The organism is Rhodococcus sp. IEGM 27 (assembly GCF_033142305.1).
Lineage (GTDB): Bacteria > Actinomycetota > Actinomycetes > Mycobacteriales > Mycobacteriaceae > Rhodococcus_F > Rhodococcus_F oxybenzonivorans.
In genome coordinates, this window is the sequence record NZ_JAWLSG010000001.1 from 793,441 (window position 1) to 819,976 (window position 26,536).

General features: G+C 66.2%; 26 protein-coding genes. 14 read left to right on the forward strand and 12 right to left on the reverse strand.

From position 1 onward, the window contains the following. The first annotated feature begins 22 nt into the window (after nucleotides 1-22). The gene (locus tag R4P95_RS03695) at nucleotides 23-691 is read left to right on the forward strand and encodes a DUF3239 domain-containing protein (RefSeq protein WP_159919841.1); all 669 of its coding nucleotides are present in this window, start codon (nucleotides 23-25) and stop codon (nucleotides 689-691) included. Nucleotide 692: 1 nt separating this feature from the next. Here the strand turns inward: R4P95_RS03695 and R4P95_RS03700 are convergent, their stop codons facing one another. Together R4P95_RS03700 and R4P95_RS03705 are read right to left on the reverse strand one after the other, a co-directional pair. Then, nucleotides 693-1,256 carry a GNAT family N-acetyltransferase gene (locus tag R4P95_RS03700; RefSeq protein WP_317743615.1) on the reverse strand — a complete coding sequence of 188 codons (564 nt, stop codon included), beginning with the start codon at nucleotides 1,254-1,256 and terminating at the stop codon, nucleotides 693-695. A gap of 29 nt (nucleotides 1,257-1,285) precedes the next feature. Next, nucleotides 1,286-2,272: an LLM class F420-dependent oxidoreductase gene (locus R4P95_RS03705; RefSeq protein ID WP_213573386.1), complete on the reverse strand. Its 987-nt coding sequence runs from the start codon at nucleotides 2,270-2,272 to the stop codon at nucleotides 1,286-1,288. Between the two features lie 88 nt (nucleotides 2,273-2,360). Between R4P95_RS03705 and R4P95_RS03710 the strand changes: the two genes are divergently transcribed. The 4 genes from R4P95_RS03710 (at nucleotide 2,361) to R4P95_RS03725 (ending at nucleotide 7,577) form a co-directional block, all read left to right on the forward strand. Continuing rightward, nucleotides 2,361-3,539, forward strand: coding sequence for a sensor histidine kinase (locus R4P95_RS03710; RefSeq protein ID WP_317743616.1), 1,179 nt, complete (start codon nucleotides 2,361-2,363; stop codon nucleotides 3,537-3,539). A gap of 9 nt (nucleotides 3,540-3,548) precedes the next feature. After that, a complete protein-coding gene (locus R4P95_RS03715) occupies nucleotides 3,549-4,241 on the forward strand; it encodes a response regulator (protein WP_213573388.1) in 693 nt (230 codons plus the stop codon). Between the two features lie 106 nt (nucleotides 4,242-4,347). Then, nucleotides 4,348-5,130 carry an ABC transporter ATP-binding protein gene (locus R4P95_RS03720; RefSeq protein ID WP_249353991.1) on the forward strand — a complete coding sequence of 261 codons (783 nt, stop codon included), beginning with the start codon at nucleotides 4,348-4,350 and terminating at the stop codon, nucleotides 5,128-5,130. Continuing rightward, nucleotides 5,127-7,577 (forward strand): ABC transporter permease, encoded by a 2,451-nt coding sequence (locus tag R4P95_RS03725; RefSeq protein WP_317743617.1) that lies wholly within the window; start codon nucleotides 5,127-5,129, stop codon nucleotides 7,575-7,577. The genes R4P95_RS03720 and R4P95_RS03725 overlap by 4 nt, the downstream gene beginning before the upstream one ends. Before the next feature lie 35 nt (nucleotides 7,578-7,612). Here R4P95_RS03725 and R4P95_RS03730 read toward each other — a convergent pair whose 3' ends face one another. The 5 genes from R4P95_RS03730 to R4P95_RS03750 are packed head-to-tail and all read right to left on the reverse strand — an operon-like array spanning nucleotide 7,613 to nucleotide 13,072. Beyond that, on the reverse strand, nucleotides 7,613-8,839 hold the full coding sequence (locus R4P95_RS03730; RefSeq protein ID WP_317743618.1) for an MFS transporter: 1,227 nt from the start codon (nucleotides 8,837-8,839) through the stop codon (nucleotides 7,613-7,615). Continuing rightward, nucleotides 8,836-10,200: an LLM class flavin-dependent oxidoreductase gene (locus R4P95_RS03735; protein ID WP_317743619.1), complete on the reverse strand. Its 1,365-nt coding sequence runs from the start codon at nucleotides 10,198-10,200 to the stop codon at nucleotides 8,836-8,838. Before R4P95_RS03735 ends, R4P95_RS03730 begins: the two co-directional genes overlap by 4 nt. Before the next feature lie 35 nt (nucleotides 10,201-10,235). Continuing rightward, a complete protein-coding gene (locus R4P95_RS03740) occupies nucleotides 10,236-11,129 on the reverse strand; it encodes an ABC transporter permease (protein ID WP_213573392.1) in 894 nt (297 codons plus the stop codon). After that, on the reverse strand, nucleotides 11,122-11,958 hold the full coding sequence (locus R4P95_RS03745) for an ABC transporter ATP-binding protein (RefSeq protein ID WP_317743620.1): 837 nt from the start codon (nucleotides 11,956-11,958) through the stop codon (nucleotides 11,122-11,124). The genes R4P95_RS03740 and R4P95_RS03745 overlap by 8 nt, the downstream gene beginning before the upstream one ends. A 43-nt stretch (nucleotides 11,959-12,001) precedes the next feature. Continuing rightward, on the reverse strand, nucleotides 12,002-13,072 hold the full coding sequence (locus tag R4P95_RS03750; protein WP_213573394.1) for an ABC transporter substrate-binding protein: 1,071 nt from the start codon (nucleotides 13,070-13,072) through the stop codon (nucleotides 12,002-12,004). Between the two features lie 280 nt (nucleotides 13,073-13,352). On the opposite strand from R4P95_RS03750, the gene R4P95_RS03755 reads away from it, so the two are divergent. Next, entirely contained in the window at nucleotides 13,353-14,273 is a 921-nt protein-coding gene (locus R4P95_RS03755; RefSeq protein ID WP_213573395.1) for a sigma-70 family RNA polymerase sigma factor, read from the forward strand. On the opposite strand, the gene R4P95_RS03760 is transcribed toward R4P95_RS03755, so the two are convergent. Further along, complete coding sequence (locus R4P95_RS03760; protein ID WP_249353992.1) at nucleotides 14,248-14,877, reverse strand: carboxymuconolactone decarboxylase family protein; 630 nt, start codon at nucleotides 14,875-14,877, stop codon at nucleotides 14,248-14,250. The two genes, R4P95_RS03755 and R4P95_RS03760, sit on opposite strands and share 26 nt — an antisense overlap. A gap of 144 nt (nucleotides 14,878-15,021) precedes the next feature. Here R4P95_RS03760 and R4P95_RS03765 point away from each other — a divergent pair, with 144 nt between their 5' ends. Together R4P95_RS03765 and R4P95_RS03770 are read left to right on the forward strand one after the other, a co-directional pair. After that, a complete protein-coding gene (locus R4P95_RS03765; protein WP_213578275.1) occupies nucleotides 15,022-16,209 on the forward strand; it encodes a pyridoxal phosphate-dependent aminotransferase in 1,188 nt (395 codons plus the stop codon). Further along, nucleotides 16,206-17,237 (forward strand): AraC family transcriptional regulator, encoded by a 1,032-nt coding sequence (locus tag R4P95_RS03770; protein WP_213573396.1) that lies wholly within the window; start codon nucleotides 16,206-16,208, stop codon nucleotides 17,235-17,237. Before R4P95_RS03765 ends, R4P95_RS03770 begins: the two co-directional genes overlap by 4 nt. A 62-nt stretch (nucleotides 17,238-17,299) precedes the next feature. Here the strand turns inward: R4P95_RS03770 and R4P95_RS03775 are convergent, their stop codons facing one another. Together R4P95_RS03775 and R4P95_RS03780 are read right to left on the reverse strand one after the other, a co-directional pair. After that, the gene (locus R4P95_RS03775) at nucleotides 17,300-17,725 is read right to left on the reverse strand and encodes a VOC family protein (RefSeq protein ID WP_109327342.1); all 426 of its coding nucleotides are present in this window, start codon (nucleotides 17,723-17,725) and stop codon (nucleotides 17,300-17,302) included. A 70-nt stretch (nucleotides 17,726-17,795) separates the two neighbouring features. Then, nucleotides 17,796-18,443 carry a LysE family translocator gene (locus R4P95_RS03780; protein WP_317743621.1) on the reverse strand — a complete coding sequence of 216 codons (648 nt, stop codon included), beginning with the start codon at nucleotides 18,441-18,443 and terminating at the stop codon, nucleotides 17,796-17,798. Between the two features lie 222 nt (nucleotides 18,444-18,665). Between R4P95_RS03780 and R4P95_RS03785 the strand changes: the two genes are divergently transcribed. After that, entirely contained in the window at nucleotides 18,666-19,313 is a 648-nt protein-coding gene (locus tag R4P95_RS03785; RefSeq protein ID WP_317743622.1) for an alpha-ketoglutarate-dependent dioxygenase AlkB, read from the forward strand. Between the two features lie 4 nt (nucleotides 19,314-19,317). Here R4P95_RS03785 and R4P95_RS03790 read toward each other — a convergent pair whose 3' ends face one another. Next, nucleotides 19,318-20,406, reverse strand: a complete 1,089-nt coding sequence (locus R4P95_RS03790; RefSeq protein ID WP_159919809.1) for a 3-deoxy-7-phosphoheptulonate synthase — start codon at nucleotides 20,404-20,406, stop codon at nucleotides 19,318-19,320. 304 nt (nucleotides 20,407-20,710) lie between these two features. Here R4P95_RS03790 and R4P95_RS03795 point away from each other — a divergent pair, with 304 nt between their 5' ends. The 5 genes from R4P95_RS03795 to R4P95_RS03815 are packed head-to-tail and all read left to right on the forward strand — an operon-like array spanning nucleotide 20,711 to nucleotide 25,706. Then, on the forward strand, nucleotides 20,711-22,162 hold the full coding sequence (locus R4P95_RS03795) for a GntP family permease (RefSeq protein ID WP_317743623.1): 1,452 nt from the start codon (nucleotides 20,711-20,713) through the stop codon (nucleotides 22,160-22,162). A 25-nt stretch (nucleotides 22,163-22,187) separates the two neighbouring features. Further along, nucleotides 22,188-23,441, forward strand: a complete 1,254-nt coding sequence (locus R4P95_RS03800; RefSeq protein ID WP_317743941.1) for a CaiB/BaiF CoA-transferase family protein — start codon at nucleotides 22,188-22,190, stop codon at nucleotides 23,439-23,441. Further along, on the forward strand, nucleotides 23,438-24,376 hold the full coding sequence (locus R4P95_RS03805) for a hydroxymethylglutaryl-CoA lyase (RefSeq protein ID WP_213573400.1): 939 nt from the start codon (nucleotides 23,438-23,440) through the stop codon (nucleotides 24,374-24,376). Before R4P95_RS03800 ends, R4P95_RS03805 begins: the two co-directional genes overlap by 4 nt. Beyond that, on the forward strand, nucleotides 24,373-25,368 hold the full coding sequence (locus R4P95_RS03810) for a D-glycerate dehydrogenase (RefSeq protein WP_317743624.1): 996 nt from the start codon (nucleotides 24,373-24,375) through the stop codon (nucleotides 25,366-25,368). The genes R4P95_RS03805 and R4P95_RS03810 overlap by 4 nt, the downstream gene beginning before the upstream one ends. Continuing rightward, a complete protein-coding gene (locus tag R4P95_RS03815; protein ID WP_397517663.1) occupies nucleotides 25,365-25,706 on the forward strand; it encodes a glycerate kinase in 342 nt (113 codons plus the stop codon). The genes R4P95_RS03810 and R4P95_RS03815 overlap by 4 nt, the downstream gene beginning before the upstream one ends. On the opposite strand, the gene R4P95_RS03820 is transcribed toward R4P95_RS03815, so the two are convergent. Next, on the reverse strand, nucleotides 25,701-26,486 hold the full coding sequence (locus tag R4P95_RS03820; protein WP_213573402.1) for an IclR family transcriptional regulator: 786 nt from the start codon (nucleotides 26,484-26,486) through the stop codon (nucleotides 25,701-25,703). The two genes, R4P95_RS03815 and R4P95_RS03820, sit on opposite strands and share 6 nt — an antisense overlap. Between the last annotated feature and the right edge of the window lie 50 nt (nucleotides 26,487-26,536).

The window sequence follows — 26,536 nt, forward strand, 5'->3', positions numbered from 1 at the left end:
CCTCGGACTCTAAGCTGGTGCCGTGCGACATTTCGAGTTCACCGTCGATCGGGCCTACGCGAAGTCTGTGAATCAGACGTTCGCCGATATGCGACGCCTCCAGGTGTCCGCGGTCATCGTTGCCCTGCTGTTCGCGGCCGCGGCTGTGGGGCTGATCCTGCTCGGGCATCCGTGGTCGATCATCCTCGGCGTCGTGGTGGCGCTCGTCGCTCTCACGTCGGTGTGGGTGGCGTTCTGGGTGCCCAAGAAGGTGGGCAGCATCGAAGACCTGTATGCGAAGAGTCCATTGGTCCCGGCCGTGATCTCGGAGGTGCACCCGCGTGCGCTCACGCTGCTGTCGCTGATCGACGCAGCGAAGCCTGCGGCAGGGCGGCCGTCGTACGTGCTGGTCACCCGGAACGTTCCGATCCGTGCACACCAGAAGCAGAACGTCGGCGACAGGGTGCCGTCCGTCGCGCTTCTGAGCGACCGCAACACGCACAGCGCCGCCGACACCTGGGAGATGGTCAGTCCGATGCCCATCGCCTGGGGGACGCGCGACTCCTCGGTGCGCGCCCGCGCAGCCGAAGCCATCGATCAGGCGGAGTGGGAATTTCTGGAGGGCAAGATCCCCGAGTCGGAACACGTGCGCACGAGTCCCGATCAGCGAGTGGCCGTGTCCGAGCACGAGCTTCCCGAGAGCCTGCGCTGAACTAGTCGGGCCAGCCGTCTGCCGGCGTGCGCGGGTCGTCCGCCAGCAGCGCTGCCATCCACGAATCCCGCCGGACTCCACGTTGGAGCAGCCCACGGCGCTGCACTCCCTCGAACCGGAATCCCAGTTTGCGGGCCACCGCCGCGGAGTCGTGGTTGCCGACGAAGGCACGCCACTCGATGCGTTCGAGACCCATCCCATCCGGCCGAAACGCAAAGTCGCACACCACCTCCACCGCGGATGCCATGAGACCTCGAGAGCGGGCACCGGCGGCGAGCCAGTATCCGATTTCGGCCGACGAGCTGTCGCGGGCGAGTAGTCCGATCATCCCCACCGCCGGTCCGTCGGCGCGCTCGCGAATTGCCCAGACCGGGCTGCGATCCGCCCATCCGGAGGGGACGGTCCGCCACACGAAGTGCTCGGCGTCCGATCGTGCATAGGGCGAGGGCATGGTGGTCCACTCGGCGATCGCGGAGTCGCTACAGGCGGCACAGATCGCGTCGATGTCGCTGACGACCGGCGGGCTCAGCCACACGGTGCCGGTGTTCAGGGTGACGACGAACATGCCGCCACTGTAGGCCTGCGAGCCGTCGATCAACGCAGCGCCGGGAGCACTTCCTTCTCGAACAGCTCGATACCGGACGTGTCGTACGCGGCTTCGGGAAAGTAGAAGATGCCGTAGGTCATGCCCTGCGCCTTCAGAGCGGACAGCTTCTCGATGATCTGATCCGGGGTACCCACGCCCGGCATTCCGCGGAAGGCGCCGAGAGTTCCCTCCGCCGCCTCGGCGCCGACATAGGGGGTGACCCGCTCGACCAGCGTGGCCAGTCGTTGCTCGACCTCGGCCTCGGTGGTTCCGATTGCGACGTTGTAGTTGGCCGACCGGACGATGGCATCGAAGTCGGTTCCGACGTTCTCACAGTGCCTGCGGAGGATTTCGGACTTGTGGGCGAACCCTTCGGGAGTGCCGTCGAAGTTGGTGTACTGCGCGTACTTCGCCGCGATCTTCAGGGTCACCTTTTCGCCGCCACCGGCAATCCACAGGGGAATGCCGCCCTCTTGGAGGGGAAGTGGCCGCACGATCGCCCCGTCCACCTGGTAGTGCGTGCCTGCAAGGGTCGCGCTGCCGTTGATCCAGGCCTGGCGCAGAATCTGAACGCCTTCCTCGAGGCGACCGAGACGTTCACCGGGCGAGGGGAATCCGTATCCGTAGGCCCGCCACTCGTGCTCGTACCAGCCGCCTCCGATGCCCATCTCCACTCGCCCGCCGGAGATGAGATCGGTGGTGGCGGCCACCTTGGCCAGATACGCGGGATTGCGGTAGCTGACCGCGGTGCACATCTGGCCGAGCCGCACCCGCGAGGTGACGGCAGCGAGAGCGGACATCAGGGTCCACGCCTCGTGGGTTGCCTCCTCGGTGGGCGCCGGAACGGTGTGGAAGTGGTCGTACACCCAGAGCGAATCCCAGGAGCCGCGGTCGGCACGCAACGAGAAGTCGCGCATCACCGCCCACTGCTCGGAAGGATCGATACCGACGAGGTCGAGGCGCCAGCCTTGAGGAACGAACAATCCGAAGCGCATGAGAAGAATGTACCCACAGTCCAGGTAGTCCTGCAGGGTGCGGCGCCACCCGCGGCCCGATCGTGTGAACAGGCGCTACCGTCACAGCATGGCCCGCTTTCCTTCCACCGAACAGTGGTACCGATGGAGCGCGAAACACAGTCGCGGAATCGACGTGTGCGTTGCCGGCGTCGTCACCGTTCTCAGTCTCCTCACCGCGGTGGAGGCGAGCGTGACCGCGGTGGTCGTTTCCTTGGGGATGACGGTGCCGCTGGCCTGGCGTCGTTCGCACACGGTGGTGTCGGGTTTCGTCATCGCCGCGTTCTCCGTGCTGCATCTTGTCGTGATCGCACACACCCTCCTGCTGTCCGTAGTCGCGGTCCCCATCGCGCTCTACGCTTTCGCCGCCTACGGTCCGCGGTGGAGCAGTTTCACCGCGCTCGGTATCGCCATGGTCGGGGCTGTGGGCGCGACGGTGAAGTACTTCTCCGACAGCAAGTCGTCCGAGATAATCGTGTACAACTCCCTCGCCTTCGTCGTCTTCGTCCTCGCGGTGTGGGCGTTCGGTGACCTGCGCCGGGTTCGGATGAAGGAACTCGACGGGCTGGCGGAGCGAGCTCGGCTCCTCGAACTCGAACGGGAACAGGAAGCCGAGATCGCCACCATCACCGAGCGCACACGGATTGCCCGGGAGATGCACGATATCGTCGCCCACTCGCTGACCGTGGTCATCGCTCAGGCCGACGGTGGACGGTACGGTGCCGCCCAGGATCCCGCAGCGGCTGTCGCTGCGCTGGAGACGATCGCCGCCACAGGCAGGCAAGCGCTGACGGATATGCGGGCACTGCTGTCTGTGTTGCGGGAGGACCGACCCCGGGACTTCGCCATGATCCCCGGTGCGTCGGATATCGAGTCGCTGGTCGCAGACCTTCGCAGAAATGGGGTGGACGTGCACCTGCAGATCGAAGGTAACCCGCGGGAACTGCCACCGGGAACGAGTCTGACCGCGTACCGGATCGTGCAGGAGTCGCTGACCAACGTGCTCAAGCACGCCGGGCCGGGGGCGCACGCCGACGTCGAAATGAGCTGGACCGAGCAAGATCTGGTTGTCACTGTCGTGGACGACGGCCGGGGCGTTTCGGCGGCACTCATCGAACCCTCCGCAGGTGGTCAAGGTTTGATCGGGATGACGGAGCGCGCACGTCTCCACGGCGGCCGGGTGACGGCTGGTCCCAAACCTGGTGGCGGCTATCGGGTCCGCGCCGTCCTCCCTCACGGAAACACCTAGGGTGAGTGCATGGACGAACACGGCGGCCGCATCGATGTTGCGCTGATCGACGACCAGCAACTGGTCCGCGCCGGATTCCGGATGGTCATCGATTCGCAGCCGGACCTGTCGGTGGTAGTCGAGGCGTCGGACGGGCGGCAAGCGCTGACCGAACTCGCGGCACGTCGCGTCGATGTCGTTTTGATGGATGTGCAGATGCCGCGCATGGACGGCATCGAAACCACCCGCCAGCTGCTGGCCGCAGAAGATGCGCCGAAAGTGGTGGTACTCACCACGTTCGACAACGACGAGTATGTGCTGTCCGCAATCCGGGCGGGGGCGAGTGGCTTTCTCCTCAAGGACGTTCCACCGGAACAGTTGCTCGACGGTATCCGGACGGTGCACCGGGGCGACGCCGTGATCGAGGCACGGGCCACTCGCCGCCTACTCCAGCACGTGGGGCCGTTACTCGAGGATTCGATGGACCGCGCACAGCTTCCGGAGGAACTCACACCTCGTGAGGTGGAGGTTCTCGAGGCCATGGCGTATGGGCTGTCCAATACGGAGATCGCGGCGCAGCTCCACATATCGGAGACCACCGTGAAGACGCATGTGGGACGCGTTCTGTCGAAAACGCACTCACGAGACAGGGTGCAGGCGGTGGTGTTCGCATTCCAGGTCGGTTTGGTGCGCCGCTCGGACCTTCTCGGTACCGAGGACTGACGCTGGGGGCCCACGTCGTCCTACCGGAGGATGACGGCCGCGGCCGGAAGATGGCTCCGCGCTCCGACGCGCACACCGCTTCACCTGCAATAACGTCGATTCCGTGATGACAAGGACCAACACGGAGGTGGGGACGACGATGCAGGCTGCGGTCCGCGCGAGCGGAGTAACGAAGGTATACGGCACGGGTGAGACAGCGGTGCGGGCGCTGGGCGGGGTGGACGTCGATTTCGCACGAGGCGAATTCACCGCCATCATGGGTCCGTCGGGTTCCGGCAAGTCGACACTGATGCACTGCCTGGCCGGACTCGACACGGTGACGGCCGGCCGCGTGTTTCTCGGCGACACCGAGGTGACCGGGTTGGGCGATGGGGAGCTGACCGAACTGCGGCGTGAGCGGATCGGATTCGTGTTCCAGGCATTCAACCTCCTACCGGTTCTGAGCGCACGAGCCAACATGATGTTGCCGATGCGCCTGGCGGGCAGCAACCCGTCGCCGCAGTGGATGGCGGAAGTGGTCGCCAAGCTCGGGCTCACGCACCGGCTCGATCATCTCCCCCACGAGTTGTCGGGCGGGCAACAACAGCGGGTTGCTGTGGCGCGCGCTCTGCTTCCACAGCCCGACGTCGTCTTCGCCGACGAGCCGACCGGAAACCTCGATTCACACTCCGGCACAGAGGTTCTCGGCCTGCTGCGAACGTGCGTACGGGAGACGTCGCAGACGGTGGTGATGGTGACGCACGACCCGGTTGCCGCGTCGTATGCGGACCGGGTGGTTCTCATCGCAGACGGTCTGATCGCCGGTGACATTCTCCGGCCGACCGTAGATTCCGTGATCGCGTCGATGCGTGCACTCGGCGCGAACGACCTCGCGGCGGTGCGACGATGAGGGAGCTGGCTTTGCCGCAGGCCCGGGCGCACGCGGGCCGGTACGTGGCCTCGATTCTCGCGGTGGTCATCGCCGTCGGGTACATCGTGGCGACGCTGACCTTGAACTCCACCGTCGGCGCCGGAATCGACAACTCGCTCGCTGTGCAGTATCAGGGCACCGACGCGGTCGCTTCCGGGCCGGGCGCCAGGGCGGCTGACCTCGCCCGGATCCCCGGCGTCGCCGCGACGACCGATGACGTGAGTGCCTCTGTCCGTGTCGATTCCGCGATCGACGGAAAGTCCTACGGTGACGCCGTGTCGATCGCGGACGACAGTGTGTTGCGATGGCAGCAGGTCTCCGACGGAGAACTGCCCAGGGGACTCGGCGAGGCGCTGGTGAGTAAGGACGCCGGAATCCCTGTCGGCTCGGAGATCACGGTGACCGCACTCGACGCGGGCGACGGTGTGACCACCAGTGTGCGGGTCGTCGGGCTGGTCGACCTCTCCGGAACGGCGCAGCGAATGCGCGGCACCACGGTCTTCGCGACACCTGCCCAGCTGATTCAGTGGGCCGGTGACGCCGCCACCCACGAGGTACGCATTGCCGGTGACGGGTCCCTGTCACAGCAGGAGCTGGCCACCCGTATCCGCGAGGCCCTGCCCGCCGACTCGACCGTGACTACCGGAGCCGCAGCCACGAAAGACGCTGCAGGACAGTATCTCGGTCAGGCCGAGGTACTGAGTACCATCCTCCTGTCCTTCGGCGCGATCGCGGTCGTTGTCGCGGCGCTCGTGATCGCCAATACCTTCGCAGTGCTGCTCGCGGCGCGGACCCAGGAGCTTGCGCTCCTGCGCTGTGTCGGTGCAACCGCATCTCAAGTGCGCCGCAGTATCCGGACGGAGGCGGCCGCAGTAGGGATCATCGCGTCCGTTCTCGGCGCCGGTGTCGGGATCGCGTTGGCCTGGGTGGTCGGACGGGTGGCCACGGCGGCGGATGCACCGATCCCGTTGTCGGTGTTGCATGTCGATCCTCTGTCGGTCGCACTCGGTGTGGCAGTGGGGATCGTGATGACCATGGTGGCAGCATCTGCCCCCGGACGGGCGGCGACCAGACTGTCGCCACTCGCAGCGCTGCAACCGATGGAGGCCAAGCCGGAGAGTGCGCGAATATCACTCGGCCGCAGGGTTCTCGGCCTCGTGATGCTGGCCGCCGGAATCGCGATGACCGTGGTAGGCGTCCTCGCACAGCAAGTTCCGGCAGCCACTGTGGGCGGATTGCTCTCGTTCCTCGGCATCGCGGCACTGAGCACTACGACGGTGCCTGCGCTGATCAGCCGGACGGGCATCGTTCTGGCACGGCTGGCAGGTCCGGTCGGCGAGCTCGCCGCGGGCAACGCAGGCCGTAATCCGCGCCGGACCGCCGCTACAGTCACTGCTCTGTTGATCGGTGTGGCGTTGACCAGCACCTTGGTGGTGGGGATCGCGACAGTGAAATCGTCGGCCCCCGCCGCGATGGACGAGCAGTTTCCGGTGGACGTGATGGTCAGCAGCGCAGGGAACCGAGGACTTCCACCGGAGTTGGGCTCGCGGATCACGGCAACAACGGGCGTGTCGGGGATTTCGGCGCTCGAGCGGGCCGACCTGGTCATCGATGGACGTGGCGAACTGGAGGCCTTCGGGGTGTCGGGCAGTGCCGCGCAGTCCGTGCTGCGCACCCCGATCACCCTTCCCTCACCGGGACGGCTGGTGCTCTCTCCCGCCGGACTGCGGGACAGCGGTCTGAGCCCTGGAGGCACGGCGACGGTCCGAGGTGATCGCGGCGACGTCACGGTCACGGTGGTGGAGGGCCGGGACGGTCAGCCGGCTCTCCTCGATCACACCGATATGGCGGCGTCGGCATCGTCCCCTGTTATCGACGCGTACTGGATTCGTCTGTCGGAGGGCAACTCCGACGAGCAGTCGCTGGCCGCGACCGACCAGGTGACGGAGCTTGCCCGTGAGCTGGCGCCCGGAAGCGAAGTCCAAGGCATGATCGCGATGCGCGGGGCTATCGATTCGGTGCTCGACACCATGCTCATGGTGGTCGCGGGCCTGCTGTCGGTAGCCGTGCTGATCGCTCTCATCGGCGTCGGTAACACGATGGCACTGTCCGTCCTCGAACGGCGTCGTGAATCGGGACTGCTTCGAGCACTCGGCCTGACGAGAAAAGGAGTACGCGCAATGTTGATCTGGGAAGCCCTCCTGGTGGCCGGTGTGGCGTCCGGAATGGGCGTCGTGTTCGGTCTCATCTTCGGAACCGCCGGAACTGCGTCTGTTTTCGGCTACGACGATGTGGTGCTCAGCGGAATTCCGTGGGTGCAGCTCTTCACCATCGTGTTGATCGGCGGGGTCTGCGGGGTGATTGCGGCACTGCTTCCCGCCAGGCGTGCGGGGGCGATCTCGCCGGTATCGGCCATGGCTGGTTAGCTGCCCGGAGCCGCCTCACCGAGCCCGGCCGAGTTCTAGGTCCTTTGTTCCTCGAGGGCGACGGAACCCGGATCGCGGCTCGGTCGAGGCGGCCACGGCGAATAGACGGGAATGAAGCGGAACAGCAGGCCCGCACCGAGCAGCGCAGCCGCGCCGACCGCACCGACGGCGAACCCGAGCGGGACCACCGCGGCCAGCGCACCCACCCCCAACGGCCCGGCGAACATGCCGGTGTCGTGGGTCAGACGCCAGGCGGCGAGGAATTCTGCGCGGATCGCGGGTGGGGCGATGTCGGCTCCCAGCGTCATGATGACGCCATTGCCGAGCCCGTTGCCGATGCCCATGAGGACGGCGACCAGGCCGATCGACACGAGATCGTGTGAGAACGGCAACGCCAGGTACGACACCCCGATCACCAGCAGGGAGGGTACGGCGATGAATCTCCGGCCGTACCGGTCCATGAAGTGGCCGGCCGGATACGAACACAGCAGGTCGACGGCCGCTCCGGCACCGAACACCAGGCTCACTTGGGCGGCGTCGAGTCCGAGGTGGGCGGCCCACAGCGGCAGCACCGCTTCCCGAGACGCTCGCCCCGCACCCATCAGCAGCGAGCCGGCGCCGAGGGTGGACAACAGCTTTCGGTGCCCCCGCAGAATCGAGGGCAGCGTGACATGCGACTTCGCCGGGCCATCCGTGCGACTCGGCGGATCGGGGACGCGGGACATCAGCCACCCCGACAGCACGACACCGACAAGTTGGACGACGAACCCGCCGCGCGTGCCGACGACGAGGATCACGGCGGCACCGAGAAGCGGGCCGACGAAGAAGCCGAGCCGCCACATCGCCGCAAACGACGACATGGCACGTGCCCTCAGCCCGAGCGGCACGGCCTCGGCCAGATAGCTCTGCCGGGCCAGGCCCCATACTGCGTTGGCGAGCCCCGTCAGCAGGGCGCCGAGACCTAGCACTCCCGGCGTCGGCGCGAACAAGCAGATCAGGACGCCGAGGGCGCCGACCGAGCTGCCCCCGATGATCGACCGCCGCTCGCCGAACCTGGCTACGATCCGCCCGGCCGGCAGGTCACCGAGCACGGCGCCGAGCCCGACGACCGCCACGATCAGTCCCGACACCGCCACCGACGCACCTAGATCACGTGCGGTGAGGGCCATGACCGGCGCCGCGGCGCCCTGGCCGATCCCGAAGATTGCGGCCGGGACGAAGACCGTGGTGACAAAGGGTTTGAGGCCGGTCGGACCGCTCATGCGCTCGCTTCGCCGACGGCACCGCCCAGCGCGTCACCGGGTGCGAACCGGTTGCCGACCTCGCCCAGTCCATAGTGACCGCGCAACGTCGTCGAGGTGTACTCGGTGCGAAACAGTCCGCGGTCCTGGAGAATGGGAACCACCTGATCGACGAAGTCGTCGAGACCTCCCGGCAAGTACGGCGGCATGATGTTGAAGCCGTCCGCCGCACCCTGTTCGAACCAGATCTGCAACTCGTCCGCCACCTGCTCGGGGGTTCCGGCGAACGTGCGGTGTCCACGCCCGCCGCCGAGGAGTCCGATCAGTTGCCGCACGGTGAGCGAGCCGTCTTCGGCAAGATCCTTCACCAGCTGGTACCGGCTCTTGTTCCCCTGAATCTCGTTGAGCGGCGGCAAGGGTGGGAGCGGGGCGTCGAGGGAATGCTCGGTGAGGTCGACGCCGAGCATCGTGGACAGCTGACGCAGCGAGTACGCGGGTGAAATCAGCTCGGTAAAGGACCGTTCGAGCGCCTCCGCCTCCTCCTGGGTGTCGGCGATGAACGGGACGATGCCCGGCAGCACCTTCAGATCGCCGGCATTGCGGCCGTACTTCACCACCCGCGCCTTGAGGTCCCGGTAGAACTCCTGCCCTTGCGCGAGGGTGCGTTGCGCAGTGAAGACCGCCTCCGCATGCCGGGCGGCGAACTCTTTACCGCTCTCCGAAGAACCGGCCTGTACCAGCAGTGGACGCCCCTGCGCCGATCGCGGGGAGTTCAGCGGCCCCTTGACCTGGAAGCGCGGACCGTCGTGGTCGATCGTGTGGACCTTTGCCGGGTCGGCGAACAGGCCGGTGTCCGGGTCGAGTACCACGGCGTCGTCTTCCCAGCTGTCCCACAGCGCAAGTGCCACGTCGACGAATTCCGCTGCGCGCTCGTATCTTCCGCTGTGCGCCGGGATTCCGTCGACGCCGAAGTTCGCCGCCTCGTCCGCGCCCGCCGAGGTCACGATGTTCCACCCCGCCCGGCCACCGCTGATGTGGTCGAGAGAGGTGAACTTCCGCGCCAGGCTGTAGGGGTCACCGTAACTCGTCGACGCCGTGGCGATCAGTCCCACGTGTTTGGTGGCGACGGCGATGGCCGACAGCAGCGTGACGGGTTCGAAGATCGCCTGCGTGTTGTGCTCGAGCCGCGGACCGATTGCCAGGGTGTCGGCGAAGAACACGGAGTCGAGTTTGCCGCGTTCCGCGATCCGACCGAGTTCCTGGAAGTGCTTCACGTCCAGAACCCGATGGGCCTCCGTGCGTGGATGCCGCCACGCCGCCTCGTGGTGACCCACGCCCATGAGAAAGGCATTGAGATGGAAGTGCTGGGAACCTTGTGACATCGAGTTTCTTTTCTACGAGAGGAGCAGCAGGCCGATCAGACCCGCCAGCGCGACAACCTGCGTTCGATCAACACGAGAATCGCGTTGAGGGACAGCCCGAGAACAGAGATCGCGACAATGCCCGCGTACATGTTGGGGATCTGAAAGTTGAACTGGGAGGCGGTGATCAGATAGCCGAGCCCGGCCTTGGCGCCCACCATTTCAGCGGCGATCAGCACGAGAATGGAGGATGCCGCCGCCATGCGGATACCGGTGAAGATGGTGGGAACAGCGGCGGGCAGCACAACCTTCTGGAACAGGCGCACCGGCGACAATCCCAGTGACGAAGCCGATTTGATCAACAGCGGATCGACGGTACGCACACCGGAAATCGTGTTGAGGAGAATGGGGAACGTGCAGGCGTAGATCACCAGCGCGATCTTCGACTCCTCACCGATCCCGAGGATCAGGATGAAGACGGGTAGCAGGGCCAGCGCGGCCGTGTTACGGAAGAGCTCGAGAATGGGGTTCAGGAAGTCCGACACCGGGCGGTACCAGGCGATCGCGATACCCAGCGGGATCGCGATCGCGACTGCCACGAAGAAGCCGATCAGAGCCCGCGAAAGACTCGCCGACACGTGCTGCCACAGTTCACCGCTGGCGGCCAGGTCGAGAAAGGCTTCGACCACCGTACTGAACGGTGGCAGAAACACCTCGTCCACCAACCCGATTCGGGGCGCGAACTCCCACAGCCCGAGAAACGCGACGATCGCGATGGAAGGCTTGAGGATTCGCCAGGCGACGGGCCCCACGACCGCGCCGGCGCGCTTCGCGGCGTTGGGTGCCGCCGGTCGGACCTCCGGTGCGGGCGATGTTGCGCGGGTCTGTAGTGGATCGGCGACGACAGGTGCCTCGTCGAGGTCTGTCGGTGTGGCAAGTGCGCTAGACATGAGCCTCCTCCTTCTCGATTACCTGTGCTCGCTCCACTTCACCGTGCAACAGCGTCCAGATCTTGTGCCGGTACTGCCGGAACTGCTCGTTGGATCGGACGTCCTCACCGCTGCGGTCGATGTCGATGTCGACGAACGTCTTCACCCGCCCGGGTCGCGAGGTCAGCACCGCAACCCGCTGCCCGAGGTAGATGGCCTCGTCGATGCCGTGGGTGATGAACAGGATGGTTTTTCCCGTTGCCTTCCAGATGCGCAGAAGTTCGTCCTGGAGTGATTCGCGGGTCTGCGCGTCGAGGGCGGCGAACGGCTCGTCCATCAGCAGCACTTCGGGATCGAAGGCCAAGCTGCGGGCAATCGCGACACGCTGCTTCATCCCACCGGACAGTTCGTGCGGGTACCGGTCACCGAAGCCGTGCAAGCCCACCAACTCGAGGTAGTACTCGGCGAGGCTCCGGCGCTCCTTCTTGGGCAGCCCCTTGGCTTCCAACCCGAACTCGATGTTGTGCCGCGCGGTGCGCCATGGGAGAAGCGCGTACTGCTGGAAGACGATGCCTCTGTCGAGTCCCGGCCCCGTCACCGGCTTCCCGTCGAGGAGAATGCGGCCCGAGGTCGGCGTGCTCAAACCTCCGAGAAGGTCCAGCAGCGTCGACTTTCCGCAACCGCTGGGTCCGACGAGGACGAGGAACTCGCCGGCGGCGAGATCGATGTCGATGTCTTCGATGGCGGTGAACTTGTCCCTCGTCCCGCGCACGTCGAATTGTTTGGTGACGTGTTCGAGGCGGAGTTTGGGGGGTGTGACCTGACCTCGGTCCGAAGCGGTCGTGCTCATGTCTGTCCTTCCGATACTTCTCCGTCAGTTCTGCTCGGTACTGTCATTTCGTGGCCAGGGCCTGCCCGTCCGGACCGCTGTCCGCCGGATACGTGCCATTGGCGTAGGGGTTGTACTCGTTCGTGTACACATCGGCCGGCGTGAGCTTGCCGTCCTCGAGTTCTCCATTGCGCACGAGCCAGTCGATCCAGGTCTGAATCTCCTTGTCGGTGATCACTCCACCGGGGCCGGCGACACCGGGCGACCTCCAGTAGTCGACGAGGTCGGTGTTCTCGTTGCGTCCGCGCTCGGTGATGATCTCCTTGTACTTCGCGATCACCTGATCGCGGGGCGTGGTCTGTGTCCAGCGGATCGCCCGGGCCGTGCCCTGCACGAAGTCGGCCACTGCCTCCTGGTTCTTCGCGATGAAGTCGTTGCGGAACAGCAGCGAGCCGTACGTGAACGAACCGAAGATGGACTCGTCGGTGAACAGCGCGCGGATGCCGCCCTTCTCCACGGCCTTGTCGCGGAACACGCTCCCGAGTGTGCCGACATCGATCTGCCCCTGTCGCAGTGCCTGTTCGGTGTTCACCGGGGGTACGACGGTGAGCTCCACCTGCTTGATCTCGTCCGGAGTGAGCCCTTCTCGCGCCAGCCATTCACGGACCAGGAATTCGTGGTGCGCGCCGAGGGTATTCATCCCGACTTTCTTGCCGATGAGATCTCGGGCGGTGCGAATCGGGCTGTCCTCGAGCACGTAGTACCCGTTGAACGTTTCCTTGTCGGAGCCGTAGTACCCGACGACCGAGGTGACGGGTGAATCCGCGGCGGCCAGCTTCAGTACCGCCCCGTTGAACGCCCCACCGAAATCGGTCTGTCCCGTTGCGGCGTTCTGGATGCTCTGTGGCCCACTGGTGCTGTCGCCGATCCAGTTCAGCTCGACCTTCTGGTAGTAACCCAGGTCGGCCGCCAATTCCGAGAAGGAGACCTGGCCGGTGGTTCCCTCGTAGCGCAGGACGGTCTTACCGTCGGCGGTCGTGACGGTCTTGTCGCTCGAGCAGGCGACGGTGAGGCCGGCGAAGGTGAGCAGGGCGGCCGCGGCGGCCAGAGTCCGCGCCAGACGTGGACGAATCATCGGGATCTTCCTCAGGGTGATGCCCGCGCACGGAAAGGGTGGCGGGTCGGGTGATGCGCACCGTTCGACCGGAGACCGGGACGGTCCCGCGGGATCGAGCAGTGCCTGCGAAGAGAAGGGGTGCAGAAAAGCCAGGTCAGCTGCGACAGCTACAACACTGGAACATGGCAGAACTCCCTGACGTCGTGTGGTTGTCCCACAGTACGTCCGGTGCCCCCACCAGGGTCAACGGTTACGCGCACCACGGATTTTATGTCTGGATCGGACGTACGATGTCGGCATGCCGTCAGCGACGCTGGTAGACGAATTCGAGGGCCACCGGCGGCATCTGTTGTCGGTGGCCTATCGGCTGACCGGCAGTGTCAGCGACGCCGAGGATGCCGTGCAGGAATCGTGGCTGCGACTCGACGAAGAGAATGCCACCGGCATACGGGACCTCCGGAGCTGGCTGACCACCGTGGTCGGCAGAATCTGCCTCGATCGGCTGCGATCGGCCGCCGTGCGACGGGAACAGTATGTCGGGCAGTGGCTTCCGGAACCCATCGTCACCGGGCTGGGACCGTCTGCGGAGCCGGATCCGCTCGAAGCGGTCGTACAGGAGGAAGACAATCGGTTGGCGGCGTTGATCGTGCTCGACACGCTCACTCCGCAGCAACGCGTCGCCTTCGTGCTCCACGACGGGTTCGGGGTGCCATTCGACGAGGTGGCAGACCTGTTGGGGATCGCGGTCCCGGCGGCGCGGCAGCTCGCGTCCCGCGCCCGTAAGGCCGCGGCAGCAACCACTCCCGCGGTCCCGGACGAGGAGCATTCACGCGCGGTGCAGCGACTTCTCGGAGCCCTCGCCTCCGGCGACATCGATGCGGTGGTGTCGGCACTGCACCCCGACGCCCTCGTCATCGGCGACGCCAACGGCACGACCAGTACCGCCGTCAACGTCATCCGGGGAGCGGACAAGTTCGCTCGCTTCTATCTCGGCCTCATCCGAAAGTACGGCGCCGCCGCCTTCACCACCATGCAGCCGGTCCTTGTCAACGGTCAGCTCGGCTTCTTCAGCGCCGGGATCGCCGGCGGCGGGACCCACCGCAGCTCGCCTCCGCGAGTGGGTGGGTTCACCGTCCGGGACGGACTCGTCTACGCCGCCTACGACATCGCGAATCCGGAGAAGCTCGTCGGGATCAGACTCCAGGACCACCCTTCGTGACCTCGGTGTCGTCACCTCGGTGGTCAGCAGCGGGGGCTTCCGAGGCCCACGGCACCCGGCACGATTCGGTGCTGAAACCCTGTTCGGTGATGCCCAGTGCCGAATACATCCGGGCCCGCATGTTTTCGATCCCGATCTGATACGACAGTTCGACGACACCGTCCCTGCCGAAACGGCGTTCGAGGTCGGCCACCTGTTCGTCCGTGACCGTCGTGGGCGTCGCAGTCATCGCGTCGGCATAGGCGATGGCCGCACGCTCGTCCTCGCTGTACGCCGGGGAGTCGGCGTAGTTGCCGATGTCTTCGAGCCTCGCCGTGTCCAGCCCGTCGAGGCGTTGCAGCATCGTGCCGAAGTCCACGCACCATGAGCAGCCGATCGTCCAGGCGACGCGGTACACCGCCAGCTCCCGGACACTGGCCGGAAGCACGGTCGACGCCTTCTGCACCGCCAGCTCGTGCCGGGCCGAGGCGACGAAGAGTTTGCGGTGGTGGGCGAGCACGGTGAACGGCTCCGGCACCTCGTCGAACTTGCGGGCAGCGAATTTGTACGCAACCTTGACCAGCGGGCTCGCGTCCGCCGGGGCCACTGCGGGAATGCGGGGCATTGTGTCCTCCATCGTCACCGGGCGCCCTTCGCGCGCCGTCTACAGAGAAGACGAGACAGCCCCGCAGAACGTGACACGGCCGTGTGCGAGGTTCGGTGGCACACCGACTACGCTGCAGTAATGCCCGAAACGCCGCGCAATCGCCTGTCGGCTACGCCGCGTAATCGAACCGTCTCGCGCCTGCAGCCGTTCGCATCGACCATCTTCGCCGAGATGACCGCACTCGCGGTGGAACACGACGCCATCAACCTCGGTCAGGGTTTCCCCGACACTGATGGGCCGTCGTCGATGCTCGACACCGCGCGTGCGGCCATCGCCGACGGCCTCAACCAGTACCCGCCCGGGCCCGGAATGCCCGTATTGCGGCGTGCGGTGGCCGCCGACCGGCTGGCTCGCTACGGCCTCGACCACGACCCGGACTCGGAGGTGCTGATCACCGTTGGCGCCACGGAGGCGATCAGCGCGGCAATTCTCGGTCTCGTGGAGCCCGGCGAGGAGGTGCTGTTGATCGAGCCGTACTACGACTCCTATGCGGCCTCCGTCGCACTGGCGGGCGCGGTGCGCCGCACCGTGCCGCTCGTTCCCGCGGGCGAAAGCTTTGCCGTCGACCTCGACGGACTCCGCGATGCAGTTACGAGCAAGACCCGGATGCTGATCCTCAATACACCGCACAATCCCACCGGCACGGTGTTCACCCGCGAAGAACTCGAGGCCATCGCTCGCCTGGCCTGCGAGCACGACCTGCTGGTCCTCAGCGACGAGGTCTACGAACACCTGGTCTTCGACGGCCGGACCCATACCGCCGTCGCCACCCTCCCCGGGATGTACGAACGCACGGTCAGCGTGTCGAGTGCCGCCAAGACGTTCAACGTCACCGGGTGGAAGATCGGCTGGGCATGCGGACCCGCCGAACTCATCGACGCCGTGCGCACCGCGAAGCAGTACATGTCGTTCGTGGGCGGCGGCCCGTTCCAGCCGGCGGTGGCTCACGCGCTGACGCACGAACAACAGTGGGTGACACAACTACGCGACAGCTTGCAAACGAAGAGGGACATTCTTTACGACGCTCTCGTGGCGGCCGGCCTGGAAGTCCGTTCCGGCGGGGGCACCTACTACCTCTGCGCCGACATCACGGGGATCGGCGAGCACGACGGTATCGAGTTCTGTCGGAATCTTCCGGCGAGGATCGGTGTCGCCGGTGTGCCGGTCAGCGTGTTCACCGACCACCCCGAGCAGTGGAAGCCCTTGGTTCGCTTCGCCTTCTGCAAACAAGACCACGTGCTCGCCGAGGCCGCACGGCGATTGCGGGCTCTCGGAAAGCCTCGCTCGTGACTGCTCGCACCATCCCCGCCGACTTCGTCCGGCGATCACTGGAACTGTCGGCTCGCAGTGGTGTCGACCTCTCCCCCGCCTTATCCGTCGCAGGGATCACGGCGGCATCGCTGCAGGACCCATTGGCCAGGCTCACACCGACCCAGGTCACCGCGTTCACGCAAGCGGTCTGGCAGATCACGGGCGACGAACTGTTCGGTCTCGGACCGGCTCCGGTGCCGCGCGGCACCTTTCGGCTGGTGTGTCTGGCGTTGATCCACACCGCCGACCTCTCTGCCGCGCTCGAGCGGATGGCAGACATTCTCCGAGCGCTGCCCTCGCTTCCCGCTCTCCACATCGTCCCCGGCAACCACGGCGGAACGCGCATGACGCTCGATATCCGTCCCGGCGCGAAGGTCCAGTCGGCCGAGGACGCACAGTTGTCGCTCGAGGCGGCGCGCGTCACCACCGACTTCCTCCTCATTCTCCTGCACCGGTTCGCAGCGTGGCTGGTGGGTAAGCGCGTCCGGTTGCTCGCCGTCGACATGCCGTACCCCGCACCGCTTCCACGCCTCGCCGAAAACTATGACCACATCTTCGGTGTCCCCGTCACATTCGACTGCGCAATTCCCGCAATCGAATTCGACAATGCAGTGCTGCGGCTGCCGATCATCCAGACCGAGGACACGCTCGAGGAGTACCTCCGCGAATCGCCGACGTTGCTGATGTCCGAGCGCGACTACGACAGCACGGCGTCATCCCAGGTGCGGAGGGTGCTCGAATTGGGCATGAAGGGCCGCACGTCCACCGCCGAGGAGATCGCGGAGATGCTGTCTATCAGCGTGCCCCACCTACGGCGCCTACTCCGGCAGGAAGGCACCTCGCTCAATCAGCTCCGCGAGGAGGTTCTGCGCGACGCCGCAGTCGCGGGTCTGCGACGCGGTGAGACGGTCGACGATCTGTCCGCACGCCTGGGATTCTCCGAGCCCAGCGCATTCCGGCGCGCCTTCAAGCGGTGGACCGGCACCACTCCCAGCACGTACCGCTGACCTCGGCCACTGTGTTTTCGGCCCACTGCGTTTTCGGCCCACTGCGTCCCCGGCCTGCTCGGTCAGGCGAGGCAGAACTCGTTGCCCTCCGGATCGGCCATGGTGATCCACTCGTTCGGACCCTGCCGTCCCCGATGGAGCACCTTCGCGCCGGATTCCTCGAGTTCCCTGGCGAGGTCTTCTCGCCCGTCTCCCACCCGCAGGTCGAGATGCAGGCGGTTCTTCACCGTCTTCGACTCGGGAACGAGTTGGAACAGCACCCGTGGCCGCTCCGAATGCGCCGGATCCCGAATGGCGGCACCCTCCCGCCAGACGAGAACACCTTCGAAGATCATGGTGTCGGATTCTTTCGCGTGACCGGCCTGAACCAGTCCGCGGATGAATTCCTCGTTGCTCGGCTCCACCTCCCAACCGAGCGTCTGCGCCCACCACTTGGCGAGGCTGTGCGGGTTCTCCGAATCGACGGTGACCTGAAATTCGTATCCCATGTTCCGACGGTATAGCGAGGTACCGACAGGTTGAAGCGAGTACGACACCGCGGGAGTTGTACGACGGACGTCAGACCACCGTGGGGCGACCGCGATCGAACGCAAGATGTACCGCGAGCCCGCCTAACACACTGCCCATCATGAGTTTCTGAGCGCGGATCCACCGCGGCCGCCCCTGCAGCAAGCCGGCGACAGACGCTGCAAGGCAGACGATTGCGGCATTGACGACCACAGCGACAACAATCTGGACACTTCCCAGCAGCAGACTTTGCGACCACACCGGTCCGGAGTCGGAGTCGACGAACTGCGGAATCAACGCCAGGTACATCACCGCGATTTTGGGATTGAGCAAGTTCGTAGTGAGTCCCATCGTGAACAGACGGGCCGGCGAATCGCGCGGCAGAGTCTGCCTCGGGGCGAACGGTGTAGCCGAGCCCGGCCGGAGCGCCTGCCACGCCAGCCAGCCGAGGTAACACGCACCTGCCAGTTTCAATGCCGTGTATGCCTGCGGAACCGCAGAGAATACCGCCGAAATCCCCAGCGTCGTCGCTGCCAGATACACCAGAAATCCGATCGCGACTCCGCCCAGCGACATCAAACCTGCTCCTCGGCCCTGAGTGATGCTGCGCGAGACCAGGTACAGCATGTTGGGTCCCGGCGTCAGTACCAATCCGAGCGCGATCGCCGCCACCCCGAGTATTGCCGTCGAATCGATCATGGTCGTGACGATCCCACCGGCGCCACTTGCCGTCACCGTCCAGTCCGGCCTCGGTGGACCGGTGGCGCGCTCTTTGTACACAGACGCACCCCTTCTTCGCAGCCGCACTTCTTTCAGGGCCCGAAAAGTAGTGCAGCTACAGAAATCGGGTGCGTCTGAGCGGCGATCACTACCCCCGAAATGAGGGGAACATACGTTCGAATCTCGAGGTAGTATGACCGCATGACTTCCGCGGACGCGCGGTACGCGCTCCAAGCTTCGCTGTTCGACGACGCGTCGGGCGGTGTCGAACTGGGCGAACTCGGATCGACGGTCACTCGCCGGACCCTCACTGCCGGCGCCTGGCTCGACGTGCGCCCCGGCTGGATGACGGGCTCCGACGAGCTGTTCACCGAGCTCGTAGACACCGTTCCGTGGCGGGCAGAGCGCAGACAGATGTACGACCGCGTGGTCGACGTTCCGCGCCTCGTCCGCTTCTACGGGGAGAACGAGCCGCTTCCCGATCCACTCCTGGTCGAGGCGCGCGAGGCGTTGAGCACGCATTACCTGCCTGAACTGGGAGAAAAGTTCGTGACCTCGGGTCTCTGCTTCTACAGGGGCGGCTCCGACAGCGTGGCCTGGCACGGCGACGACACCGGCCGTAGCCGCACCGAGGACACGTTGGTGGCCATCCTCTCCCTCGGCACCGCGCGACCGCTGTTGCTGCGGCCGCGCGGTGGAGGGCGGTCGATCCGGTACTCACTCGGGCACGGCGACCTTCTGGTGATGGGGGGATCCTGCCAACGCACTTGGGAGCATTGCGTACCGAAGAGCAGCCGCCCGGTGGGGCCACGCATCAGCGTCCAGTTCCGCACGCGAGGAGTCCGATGATCGCTCACCCCCGCCGGGCCGCGACCGCCTGCGCCAACCGGTCGAGCTGCGCGGCGGTGGTGTCCCAGTCGATGCAGGCGTCGGTGATGGACTGCCCGTAGGTGAGGTCCTCGGCGCGGCCCAGGGTGAGGTCCTGGCGGCCGGCCTCGATGAAGCTCTCGATCATGACGCCGACGACGCCGCGCTCGCCCGCCTCGAGCCGCGCCGCGATGTCGCCGACCACCTCCACCTGCTTTTCGTGATTTTTGCTGCTGTTGCCGTGGCTGGCATCGATCACGACCCGCTCGGACAGTCCCGACTTCCGCAGCCGGGCGAGTGTGTCGGACACCGTCTCCGAGTCGTAGTTGGGTCCGTCGGTTCCGCCGCGCAAGATCACATGGCAGTCGGGGTTGCCCATCGTCCGGATCAGAGCGGCCTGACCGTCCAGATCCGTGCCGGGGAACACATGACTCGCCGCCGCGGCCCTCGTTCCGTCGACCGCCACCTGCACGTCACCCTCCGTGGAGTTCTTGATACCTACCGGCATCGACAGCGCGCTGCAGAGCTGTCGATGCACCTGGCTGGCGGCGGTGCGCGCACCGATTGCGCCGTAGGTGACCAGGTCGGCAATGTACTGGGGCATGATCGGGTCGAGGAATTCGCAACCGACGGGAAGCCCGAGCGAGGACACGTCGAGCAGTAGTTTCCGCCCCATCCGCAGTCCGGTGTCGATGTCGAAGGTGCCGTCCAGATGCGGGTCGTTGAGCAGGCCCTTCCATCCCAGGGTTGTGCGCGGCTTCTCGAAGTAGACACGCATGACGATGTGCAGATCGTCCCGCAGTTCCTCCGCCTTCGCGGCGAGTCGGCGCGCGTAGTCCATCGCAGCCGCCGGATCGTGCACCGAGCACGGGCCGACCACGACGAGCAGGCGGTCGTCGTCGCCGTTCAGCACGTTCACCGTGTCGGCGCGGCCGCTACGCACAGTCGCAGCCGCGACATCGTCGGGCGCGAATTCACGGCGCACGACAGACGGAGCGACCAGGGGGCTGATGCTCACCGTGCGCTGGTCGTCGAGGCGATCAGCATGGGACGCGGTGTCGAGAGTGACAGTCATGGGTTGGGGTTCCTGTTCTCAGGCCGACCCTCGAAGACTGTGAAGAATCCCGCGAGCCGGTCTGTAATCCGGCTCTGGGGTGGAAGTGATCAGCGCGTGGTTACGCCGACCGACCCACCCGGGGCCGGCCTGCTAAACCAGAAATACACGCGCTGCATGGCGCCCACAGTAGCGGCCACCCCCGATCGGCGCCACACCCACCCCTGAGGACGTCCGGTCCGTTGCTTATATTGTGAGTCTGTGTTCATAATATGGGTGACCTTGTGACTGCAGTCACTATCCGCCTCCTCGTTAGGACGCGTCAATGTCAGACCTCGCAATCCTGATCAACACTGCGATCGCCGTGTCGGCCGTGGTGCTGATGATCGTGCGTTTCAAGTTCAACCCGGTGGTGTCGCTGGTCGTGGGATCCGCCTATCTCGGCCTTACTTCCGGGCTCGGAACGGCGAAGACTGTGGAGACGATCGCCACCGGTTTCGGCGACATCATGGCCGAAGTCGGGTTGCTGATTTCCTTCGGCGTCCTGATGGGCGCCATGCTGCGGGAAATGGGTGCGATCCAACGTCTGGTGGGAACGCTGCTGCGGGTCTTCGGTCCCAAGCGGATGCCCTACGCGCTGTCGCTGACTATTGCGACGTTGCTGCAGTCCATCTTTCTCGACGTACTGCTGGTCATCTCCGCACCCCTCGCACGTAACCTCGCCCCGAAGATCGGCCGGATGGGCACCGCACGGATGGCCACCGCGCTGGCGATCGGGCTCGAGTGCGGGATCGTGCTCATGGTCCCGGGTGTGGGCGCGCTGGCGCTCGCCGGACTTCTCGGTGTGCCGCTCGGCAAGATGCTGATCTTCGGGTTGATCCTGGTGATCCCGACGGTGGCGATCTCGGTGGCGATCATGTCGTTCCTGTTCACCCATGGTTGGTGGAACCCGGAGAAGGACGAGGAGCACTTCCATCAGACAGTGGTGGACGACGAGGAAGAGGACGCGACTCCCGACGGCGGCGTAGGTGCCTCGAGCCCGCGGCCCGTGCCCGGTCGCAGCGTCGCCCAGGCCGAGCGCACCAGCACCAGCCTGCGCCCGATCACGAACGAGGATGTCGTGACCCGGCACGAGGGCCGGCTCATCGTCCTGCTCGCTCCGCTGCTCGTGTCACTTCTTCTTATCGCGACCGGCGCCATTCTGGATATCGCCGAAGTCAGCAATCCGGTTATCGACTTCGTGTCCGAACCGCTCATCGCTTTGTTGATCGGTCTGATCGGCACCAGTTTCATCGGACGGCTCACCATCGGCCAGCATCGCGTGCAGAAGGCAATCGCCAGTGGTTTCAGCGAAAGCGGCCAGATCCTGATTCTCACCGGAGTCGGTGGCTCGCTCGCCGCCACTATCGCGGCCGTCGGACTCGGGGACATTCTCGGTCAGTACTTCGCCGCCAACCACGCCGCCCCGCTGCTCATGGTGTGGGTGATGGCCGCCGCCTTGCATATCGCGGTCGGCTCGGTGACGATCTCCGCGATTACCGCCGCCGGCGTCCTCGCCCCCGTCGCACCGATCATCGGCCTCGATCCCGTCCTGATCGCGCTGGCGGCCGGTGCCGGTTCACTGTTCGCCGTGCACGTCACCAGCAACACCTTCTGGCTCCTGCAATCCCTCATGGGACAGACCACACGTGGCACGCTGAAGACGTGCTCCGTAGGAGTATCGGTGGCGTCGGTGGTCGCCATCCTGCTCATCCTTCCGATGAGCCTGTTCTTCTGACCGCCCCTCGCACCCCTGAAGGAACATCATGTCTGAAAACACGATCCGCCCCCTCGACGGCGTACGGGTACTCGAGCTGGGTAACTACATCGCCGCCCCGACCGCGGGACGCATGCTCGCCGACTTCGGGGCCGAGGTCATCAAGGTGGAGCGTCCGAAAACTGGTGACGAACTGCGCAACTGGCGCCTCTACTCCGGCGACACCTCGATGCTGTACCGCACGATCAACCGCAACAAGAAGTCGATCGTGCTGGACCTGCGGACCGAGGAAGGCAGGCAGCTCGTCCTCGACCTCGCCGCCAAGTGCGACATCCTGCTCGAGAACTTCCGGCCCGGCACCCTCGAGAAGTGGGGCATCGGACCGGACGCGTTGAACGCGGCCAACCCGGACCTGGTGATCACCCGCATCTCGGCGTTCGGGCAGACCGGGCCGATGTCACAGCGGCCGGGGTTCGCTGCGGTCGCGGAGGCCGCGGGCGGATTCCGTGAACTGGTCGGCGACCCGGACCGACCACCGGTACGGGTAGGGGTGTCGATCGGCGACTCGATCGCCGGCCTCTACGCGGCGTTCGGGGCGGTCATGGCCCTGTTCCAGCGGGAGACTGCGAAAGTCGCCGGAACGCAGGGCCCGTCCCTGCCGCATCGGATCATCGACGTCGCGCTCAACGAATCGATCCTGTCGATGATGGAGTCGCTGATCCCCGACTACCTCGCGTACGGCGTCAAACGTGAACGTGTCGGCGGACGGATGGAAGGCATCGCCCCGTCGAACGCGTACCTCTGCAACGACGGCAACAGCGTCATCATCGCGGGCAACGGTGACGCCATCTTCCAGCGCTACATGGACACGATCGGCCGACCTGACCTCGGCACCGACCCGGGTCTGCAGAGCAACGCGGGCCGCTGGGAGCGACGCGACGAACTCGACGCAGCGATCGGCGAATGGACCGCGCAGTATTCCCGCGAGGAGGCGCTGAAGATCCTCGACACCGCCGGTGTGCCGTCGGGTCCGATCAACACCGCCGCCGACATCTGCAGCGACGAGCAGTACGCCGCCCGCAACATGATCCAGCAGTTCACCGTCGACACCGGTGAGGCCGAGCCGAAGCAGGTCGGTTTCCCCGGCATCGTCCCGGTGATCGGCGGCACGTCACTGCCCATCCGCCACGTCGGACCGGACCTCGGCGAGCACACCCGGGAGGTCCTGGAAACATTGCTCGGCAAGACCCCGGAACAGATCGACTCCATCGTCAACGACACAGTAGGTGGCCTCTCATGACGCAGTCCTTCGAATCACGCACCCTGCTCCGCGACGTCACCCTGCGCGACGGGTTGCAGTTGACGGGCAAGATGCTGCCCACCGCCCGGAAGCTCGAGATCGCCCGCCGGCTCCTCGAACTCGGCGTGCCCGCGCTCGAGATCGGGTCGATGGCCCGTCCCGACCTCGTCCCGCCGATGGCGAACACCGTCGAGGTCATCTCCGAACTGACCCAGGAGGAACTGGACCACTGCTGGGTGTGGGTGGCGACGCCCCGGCACGTGGAGAAGGCCGCCGCGGCCGGCGCACGCCATTTCCAGTACTGCTTCTCCGCCTCCGATTCCCACAACCAGGCGAACATCGGACGATCCACCGAGGACAGCCTCGCCTCGATGCCGGCAGCGATCGAACTCGCCCAGCAGGTCGGCGGCAGCATCCAACTGTGCATCGCGACGTCGTTCACCTGCCCGTTCGAGGGCCGGGTGCCCGAGCAGCGGGTGATCGACATCGCCAACGACCCTCGCGCCCACGGCGCCGTCGACGTCGTCGTCTGCGACACCCTCGGCCAGGCCGTCCCCGCCCAGGTGTACTCGCTCGTCTCCCGGATCCGGCTCGAAACCCCGCAGCGCGGAATCGTCTTCCACGGCCACGACACCTGGGGTATGGGGGTCGCGAACAGCCTCGCCGCGGTTGCTGCCGGCGCGATGACCGTCGATGGTGCCCTCGGCGGACTCGGCGGCTGCCCCTTCGCGCCCGGTGCCAGCGGCAACACCGCCAGCGAGGACCTGCTGTTCGCCACCCGCCCGGACTGGCTGAATCCCACCGTTTTCGGGTCGCTGGTGGAACTGTCCGAGAAGACGCTCGCGGAACTCGGTGAGGCCAATCGGTCCAAGGCCGCTCAGGGCGCACGCTCCAACGCCACTGCGTTCGAGTGGGTCATCGGCGGCGGCCGATGAACGGCGCCCGGTTCTACGTCACCACCCCGATCCCCGAACCCGGTCTCACGCTGCTGCGCACCGCGGGCAGCGTCCACGTCCCCGACGCGTTGCCCGACGCCGCGCAACTACGGGACGCGTGCGTGTCCGGGGACTACGACGTGGTGGTGTCCCAGCTGCGCGACACGTTCGACGCCGACCTCCTGGCCGCCGCGAAGATCCGCGGGATCTCCAACTATGCGGTCGGGTTCAACAACGTCGACATCGGGGCGGCAACCGCGAACTCGATCCTCGTCGGCAACACACCCGGTGTGCTCACCGACGCCACCGCCGACGTCGCGATGCTGCTGATCATGGCCACCGCCCGCCGCGCCGTGGAGGCCGACACGTTCGTCCGCGCCGGAAAGTTCACCGGATGGGAGCCGAACCTGCTCCTCGGTCAGGATGTTTCGGGACGCACGCTCGGTCTCGCCGGGTTCGGTCGGATCGCGCGGGCGACCGCGAAACGGGCACTGGCCTTCGGCATGCAGGTGCAGTTCTGCCCGCGGCCTCCCGGCGACCGGCCGGTGACGGACGAGGAACTCGGGGAGTTCGCCGGACTCGTCACCCACACCGACTGGGACACCCTCGTCGCCACCAGCGACTACCTGTCGCTGCACGTGCCCCTCAACGCGCAGACCCGCCACCTGGTCGACGCGGGCGTGCTGGCGGCGATGAAACCCTCCGCGATCCTGGTCAACACGGCCCGCGGTCCCGTCGTCGACGAAGCCGCCCTCGTCGCCGCCCTGAAGTCCGGGGAGATCGCCGGCGCCGGGCTGGACGTGTACGAGGACGAACCCGCGCTCGCGCCGGGACTCGCGGAACAGTCGAACACGGTCCTGCTCCCCCACCTCGGCAGTGCGACGGTGTCGGTGCGCGCCGAGATGGCGAGGCTGTGCGCCGAGAATGCTGTGGCCATGGCGCAGAACCGGATTCCCCCGCATCCGGTCAACCCGGAAGCGTGGAACCCATGACGGTTCTGATCGCCCCCGACAGTTTCAAGGGCACCTACACCGCAGGCGAGGTCGCCGACGCCGTCGCCGGCGGGATCACCACGCCGCACGACGGCCCCCGCGACCCGTCCGAAGTCGACGGCACCGGCGCGGCAGGCGGGTTCTCCGGCGGCATGTGGGCACGGTACGACGCCGAACTCCGCTCCGGCGCCGAGTACGTCCTCGACGTGATCGGCTTCGACACCCTCGCCGCGGAAGCGTCGGCGGCGACTACCGGTCCCGGATCGCCGGCGTTTTCGTCGCCACGGACGCCGTGGCCATGCACGAAGCCGGCCGCGCGATCGCGGCGCAGCTCATGACGGGTAGCGGCCACCCAGCGTCCGGGTGACCTTCTCGGCGCTGCCGACGAGCAGATCCACCCACTTCTCGCACTGTTCGCGCGGCATGCGGAGCGTCGGCCCGCTGATCGCCAAAGCACCGATCACGTCGGCGGACGAATCGAACACGGGCGCAGCCAATCCCGACGCGCTGTCTTCCCGCTCCCCGGCGGTGATGGCGTACCCGTCGGCCCGGGCCTGGTGGATCAATTCACGCAGCACCGCGGTGTCGGTGACAGTGCCCTCGGTCATCGGCTCGATGGGGCCGGCGAGGACCTGTTCGGTGAGTTCCGGGTTCCAGGCGAGCAGCACCCGGCCCGCCGATCCCGCGGGCAAGGGGACGATCTTTCCGACGTACATGTTTCGGCGCAGCGCGTGCTCGGTCTCCGCGATGGCCACGCACACGCGGTAGCCCTGCTCGACCCGGAAGAAGCTGGCGGTCTCGCCGGTGGCGTCGCGGATATCCTTCAGCACCGGCGTGACGACAGCCAGCACGTCGAGTCCCTTGGTGGCCGTAGCAGCCCAGAACGCCATCTTCACGCCGATCCGGATCTGGTCGCCGGACCGGTCGAGGAATTCCTGCGCCACCAGGTTGCTGACGAGCCGTTGGACTGTCGAGGTCGGCAGACCCGTCGCCTGCTGGATCTCGCCCAGCGTCATCGACGGACGCGACAGGCTGAACGCATCGAGGATCTCCGTGATCTTGCTCAAGACCAGCAACGGTTGGTGCTTGGAGGTCAATTCGCCGTCTTCCGCTCGCATGCCTCAACGATAGTCGCCACCGCCCACCGAGGACATTGCTGCTCGCGCCG